General features: G+C 71.2%; 6 protein-coding genes, 1 tRNA gene and 1 pseudogene. 7 read left to right on the top strand and 1 reads right to left on the bottom strand.

Features of this window, described 5'->3' with window-relative positions:
- The 5 genes and pseudogenes from GT042_RS39290 to GT042_RS21930 form a co-directional block, all read left to right on the top strand.
- Window positions 1-184 (top strand): annotated as a pseudogene (locus GT042_RS39290) (AraC family transcriptional regulator); the annotation flags it as partial.
- 24 nt (window positions 185-208) lie between these two features.
- A complete protein-coding gene (gene orn / locus GT042_RS21945; protein WP_161310438.1) occupies window positions 209-811 on the top strand; it encodes an oligoribonuclease in 603 nt (200 codons plus the stop codon).
- Between the two features lie 92 nt (window positions 812-903).
- Window positions 904-976 (top strand) — tRNA-His (locus GT042_RS21940).
- Window positions 977-1086: 110 nt separating this feature from the next.
- Window positions 1087-2298, top strand: a complete 1212-nt coding sequence (locus tag GT042_RS21935; protein ID WP_161310437.1) for a helix-turn-helix transcriptional regulator — start codon at window positions 1087-1089, stop codon at window positions 2296-2298.
- 285 nt (window positions 2299-2583) lie between these two features.
- Window positions 2584-3690 carry a methyltransferase domain-containing protein gene (locus tag GT042_RS21930; RefSeq protein ID WP_345943858.1) on the top strand — a complete coding sequence of 369 codons (1107 nt, stop codon included), beginning with the start codon at window positions 2584-2586 and terminating at the stop codon, window positions 3688-3690.
- A gap of 82 nt (window positions 3691-3772) precedes the next feature.
- Here the strand turns inward: GT042_RS21930 and GT042_RS21925 are convergent, their stop codons facing one another.
- Complete coding sequence (locus GT042_RS21925) at window positions 3773-4531, bottom strand: GntR family transcriptional regulator (RefSeq protein ID WP_161310436.1); 759 nt, start codon at window positions 4529-4531, stop codon at window positions 3773-3775.
- 108 nt (window positions 4532-4639) lie between these two features.
- Between GT042_RS21925 and GT042_RS21920 the strand changes: the two genes are divergently transcribed.
- Both GT042_RS21920 and GT042_RS21915 read left to right on the top strand, forming a co-directional pair.
- Window positions 4640-5023 (top strand): hypothetical protein, encoded by a 384-nt coding sequence (locus GT042_RS21920; RefSeq protein ID WP_161310435.1) that lies wholly within the window; start codon window positions 4640-4642, stop codon window positions 5021-5023.
- A 38-nt stretch (window positions 5024-5061) separates the two neighbouring features.
- Window positions 5062-5370, top strand: a 309-nt coding sequence (locus GT042_RS21915) for a hypothetical protein (protein WP_161310434.1), incomplete at its 3' end; no start/stop codon positions are given.

Here is a 5370-nt window from a genome sequence, read left to right as displayed (position 1 = left end):
GGTCACGGAGCCGGTCGTGCCGGCGCAGGCGTCCGCGCAGTCCCGGCGGACGGCGGCGGCGGCCGGGGCACCGGGGCACGCGTCGGCGTCGTCACCGGTGGCGGACCAGGGGAAACCGGGTTCCGACCTGTACGCGGCGGGTCCGGGACGTCCGAGTCTGCCCGGCCAGCGGAGCGCTCCGTAGGGTGCGCCCCGTAGGGTGAGGGCCATGAACGACCGCATGGTGTGGATCGACTGCGAGATGACCGGGCTCTCGTTGACGGAAGACGCACTGATCGAGGTGGCCGCACTGGTCACCGACTCGGATCTGAACGTGCTCGGCGACGGGGTGGACATCGTGATCCGCCCGCCGGACCGGGCGCTGGAGACCATGCCCGAGGTGGTACGGCAGATGCACACCACCTCGGGCCTGCTCGACGAGCTGGCGGCGGGCACGACGCTGGCCGCCGCCGAGGAGCAGGTGCTGGCGTACGTACGCGAGCACGTCAAGGAGCCGGGCAAGGCGCCGCTGTGCGGAAACACGGTCGGCACCGACCGGGGCTTCCTGCTGCGGGACATGCCGGCGCTGGAGGGCTACCTCCACTACCGGATCGTGGACGTCTCCTCGGTGAAGGAGCTGGCGCGCCGCTGGTACCCCCGGGCGTACTTCAACAGCCCGGAGAAGGGCGGCAACCACCGCGCCCTGGCGGACATCCGCGAGTCCATCGCGGAGCTGCGCTACTACCGCGAGGCGGTCTTCGTCCCCCAGCCGGGCCCGGACTCGGAAACGGCCAAGCAGATCGCCGCGAAGCACGTACTGAAGGCGGACTGACCCCGCCGCGACCTCGCAGAAAAGCGGGCGCGAGCACCCTCGCGGACCCTGTACACTTTTTCTCGGCCGGTCAGGGAAAAAGACCGGGCATGGTGGGTATAGCTCAGCTGGTAGAGCACCTGGTTGTGGTCCAGGATGTCGCGGGTTCGAGTCCCGTTACTCACCCTTCTTGATCGAGGGCCGACCTGCGGTTTCGGGTCGGCCCTTTGTCGTGTGTCCCCGGGGCTTTCCGCCGGCCAGTACCTTGGGAGTCCGACTCTCGGGCGGGGGTACGCATGGACGCCACAACCATCGGTGACCGCATTCGCAGCTTGCGAGAATTCCGTGACCGCACCCAGGAAGCACTTGCCGAGCAGGCCGGCGTGTCCGTCGACACGATTCGCAAGCTGGAGCAGAACCGACGGCTGACGGCACGCATCAACACCTTGCGTGCGATCGCCCGCGCCCTCGATGTCCAGCTGGAACGCCTGCTGGGACAGCCCACCGTGGTGACGCGGGACCGCACGGGCGACGGAGGGCTGATCGCACTCCGGGACGCGATCCAGGACGTCGGCTCGCTGCCCGGACTCCGGCCCGCCGACGATCTCGAAGATCCACCCGACGAGACGACGTGGGTCACCTCGGTGGACGAGGCGGTCAACGCCTATTGGACCGGCGACTACTCGGGGCTCTCGAACACGCTTCCCCTGCTGCTTCGCGACGGCAGGGCCGTGGCTCGCGAGACACCCACCGAAGGCGTCTGGCGACAACTCGCGCTCGCCTACCAACTGGCCGCGTCCTTCGCGACGCAGGCAGGGCACCCCGACTGGGCGTTCGCCGCCGTCGAGAAGCAGCTGGCCGCCGCCCGGAAGGCGAGCGACCCGCTCATGGAAGGCATGGGCGTGTCCACCCTGTCGTGGGTCCTGCTGCGCCAAGGACGCTGGGAACAGGCGCAGGCCGTGGCCGAGCGGAAGGCGGACTCGCTGGAGCCGTCGATCAGGCGGGCGACACCCGAGCAGTACGCCGTGTACGGCAACCTGCTCGTCTCGGCGGCCACCCCTGCCGCGCGCGGCGGGAACCGGCGGGGCGCGGTGGAGCTGCTGAACCTCGCCGAGAGCGCCGCCACGAGGAGCGGACCTGTGAGGATGTACGGGTCGGCGTTCTCCGTCACCGACGTCCGTACGCAGAAGGTCAACATCGCGCTCGCGGGCCAGGACAACGAGCCGGCCGAGGCGCTGCGGCTGTCCGCCCGTGTCGACGTGGAGGCCATTGCCCGACCGATCCACGCAGCGTCCCACCGCGTCGATGTGTCGCAGGCGCGATACCAGACCGGCGACAGCGAAGGCGCGCTGAAGACGCTCCTTGAGGTCGAGGCCGAACAACCCGAGTGGATCCGACTCCAGACTCTCGCCGCGGCCACGGTCCGGGAGATGCTCGCAACGGAGCGCCGGAAGAACACACCGCTCCGGTCGCTCGCCGCACGGCTCGGCGTCGACCCCGCCCTCTGAGCCTGGTAGGACAACACGTCCTATGCAAAGGGCAGTTGAGGGGGCGACTGGCACACTCTGTCACTGGATTGCGTCCTCCTGAGCACTTAGCGTGGTCGGCCTGGCAGGGCACCGGTCTCGGGTGCCCCCTCGTCGATCCAGGAAGAAGGCGATTCAGATGGCCGAAGACGGCAAGCACCGTGGCGAGCCCTCCGACAAGCCGTGGACGCCGCCCGCGCCCACCCCGAGTCCGGACGGGTCCGGACCGGCGGAGTCGGGCGCGGCCACCGATCAGGGAAGTGGTGCGTGACCGACACCACGGGGGTGAAGGCGGCCGGCCATGCCGGGCTGGTGGACACACTCGCGCGGAGGGGGCTCCTCTCCTCCCGGTGGCGTGAGGTGTGGGAGAAGCTCCCCCGGGACCACTTCATCCCCCCTCACGCCTGGCGGCAGGGCCAGGAGCGGTGCGTGCCCGTCGTACGGGGGCCGGACTGGTGGGACCTCGTCCACTCCGACCGGCCTGTCGTGACACAGGTGGACGACGGGCAGCCGGACGGGCCCGGTGTCGCCACCTCGTCCAACTCCCAGCCGTCCATGGTCGCCAGGATGCTCCAGCTGCTCGACGTCCGGGACGGCGACAGGGTGCTGGAGATCGGCACGGCCACCGGATACGTCGCGGCGCTGCTCTCCGAGCGGCTCGGCGGCGACCGGGTGGTCAGTGTCGAGATCGACGCGGCGCTGTCCCAGCAGGCTGCCGCCACCCTCGCGGACCACGGGCTCTCGCCCCGGCTGGTCGTCGGCGACGGTGCGGAAGGGTGGGAGGAGGGCGCTCCCTACGACCGTCTGATCTCCACCTGCGCGCTACGGCACATCCCGCACGCGCTGGTCCGGCAGGTCACACCCGGCGGCCTCATCGTCGCGCCGCTGGCCCGCGCCTTCTGGAGCGGCGCCCTGGTGCGGCTGTCCGTACGGGACGGCGGCATCGCGCGGGGCCCCTTCCGGGGCGGCGCCTCGTACATGCCCATGCGCTCGCACCGGCTCCCCGACGCGGGGCCGGTGGACAGCGGTACGGCGCGGTCTTCGGAGGCCGTGACCGACCCCGGTCACCTGCTCGGCCTCGGCTTCGCCCTGTACGCCGGCGCCCGCCTGCCGGGCGTCACCATGTCCCACGCCGAGGCCGGCACCGCGGTGACGGTCTGGCTCCAGGACGCGGCCGGCTCGGCGGCCGTCGCCACCACCGGCGAGTCGGTGTGGGAGTACGGCGACCGGAACCTGTGGGCCGAGGTCGAGGGCGTGTACGCCGAGTACGTGACCCTCGGGCAGCCGGACGGAGACAGCTTCGGCCTGACCGTCACCCCGGCCGGGCAAGAAGTCTGGCTGCACTCACCTCGAACGGTGATCGCGGCCGCGTAAGAGAACCCATCCCGCCCCGGCCGAAGTCGTCCCCCGACGCCGGCCGGGGCATACGTGCGTGCGGGGACGGCAAGAGCGGTGTTCAGGCGGGGTCGATGGGGATTTCGTAGGCGATTTCGTAGCGGACGTCCGCGATGGTGATGTCCGCCGTTTCCACCGGGCGGCCGTCCGTGTCGTAGTACGTGCGCTCGATCTCCGTGATGAGGTCGCCCACCGAGATGCCGAGGAGGTTGGCCTGCTTCTGGGTGGCGCGGGCCGGGCGGGGGAGTTCTACGGCGGTGTCGATGTCGACGCCGATCGAGCGCATGCGTTCGACCACCCCGGCGCCCGCGTGCGGGCCCATTTCGGGGAGGACGATCGGGGTGCCGTCGGTGATGGCCATCGGTTCCCAGGACTCGGAGAGCTGGACCGGCAGTCCGTCGCCCAGGAACTCGTACGCGGTGTGGACGCAGAGGTCCCCGGGCTCGATGGCCAGGCGTTCGGCGATGCGTTCGGGGGCCGGTACGCGGGCGTTGCTGCGGGACTCCCACGTACCGGAACGGCGCTGTTCCTCCATGTCCGCGCGGAAAGGGCTGCCGTTGCGGCGCTCCCGGCGGCGGGAGCGGATCATGCGCAGGCGCTCGCGCGGTCGCCGGACGTACGTCCCCGACCCGGCGCGGCCTTCCAGCAGCCCTTCGATGATGAGGCGCTCCATCGCGCGCTGCGCCACGGACTGGCCGACCCCGTACTCCTCGGCGAAGCGGGCCCGGCTGGGCAGCTTCTCGCCCAGCGTCCACTCGCCCGCCTTGATGCGGGTGCGCAGAGCGTCGGCGACCTGCAAGTACGGCGTCTCTCGTGGCATCTGGGCGGCTCCGGGTGGTGGGCGTCGACATTGACAAAGCTAACCCATCAGGTGAAGCTGAATACTCAGCATTACGAGGCGTGATCGAGCGCTCACCAGGGGAGGGCTGTGCCCACTGTGGACATCCAGGTGGCCGCGCTGGTCGGCATGCTCGCCGCCGCGACCGGCGGCGAGCCGCGGACCACCGGCACCGAGGTCGGTGCCGTGCGCATCGAGGCCGACCTCCCCGAGCAGTTGAGCCCGGCCACGCGGAACGCGATCCTCGCCGCCCTCGCGACGGCCGACCGGTACGGACACACCCACACCGACGACGGCGACACCGTCTGGGCCGAGTTGGACCGGAACAGAGGGGCGGTCGGGGTGGGTGGCGAGGCCGGGGTCGGTGGCGAGGGCGCGGTGGAGACCGACGCCGGCGTGGAGACCAGCGCCGGTGTGGAGACCGATGCCGGTGTGGAGACCGACGCCGGGCTCGATCGCGAGGCAGATCTGTGAGCGCCCTTCCTCATCCACGAGAACGGGAGGAACCACCCATGACTGTCACCGTCGCCTTACGGGCGTCCCTGTCGGAGACGGACGTCCGTACCTGCGAGGCCTGCTGGCGCGCACCGGTCGGTGCCGTCCGTACGGATGCCGACGGCCGGGCCCTGCTGTGTGTGCCGTGCGCGCAGGGCGGCTATCCGCGCCGCGTCGACCTGTTCCCGCCGCTCGGGATCTACAAGCTGACGAGCCGGCAGGTGCGGATGAGCGACGGCAAGCACGGTGGCGGTACGCCGCAGACCCCGCCCAACCCCGGGCCCGCCCTGCCCACCCCTCCCCCGGCGCCCTCCCCGCCCGGCACC

Origin of the sequence: Streptomyces sp. SID3212 (assembly GCF_009865405.1) — a bacterium.
Lineage (GTDB): Bacteria > Actinomycetota > Actinomycetes > Streptomycetales > Streptomycetaceae > Streptomyces.
This window is presented reverse-complemented; position numbering and strand designations above follow the sequence as displayed.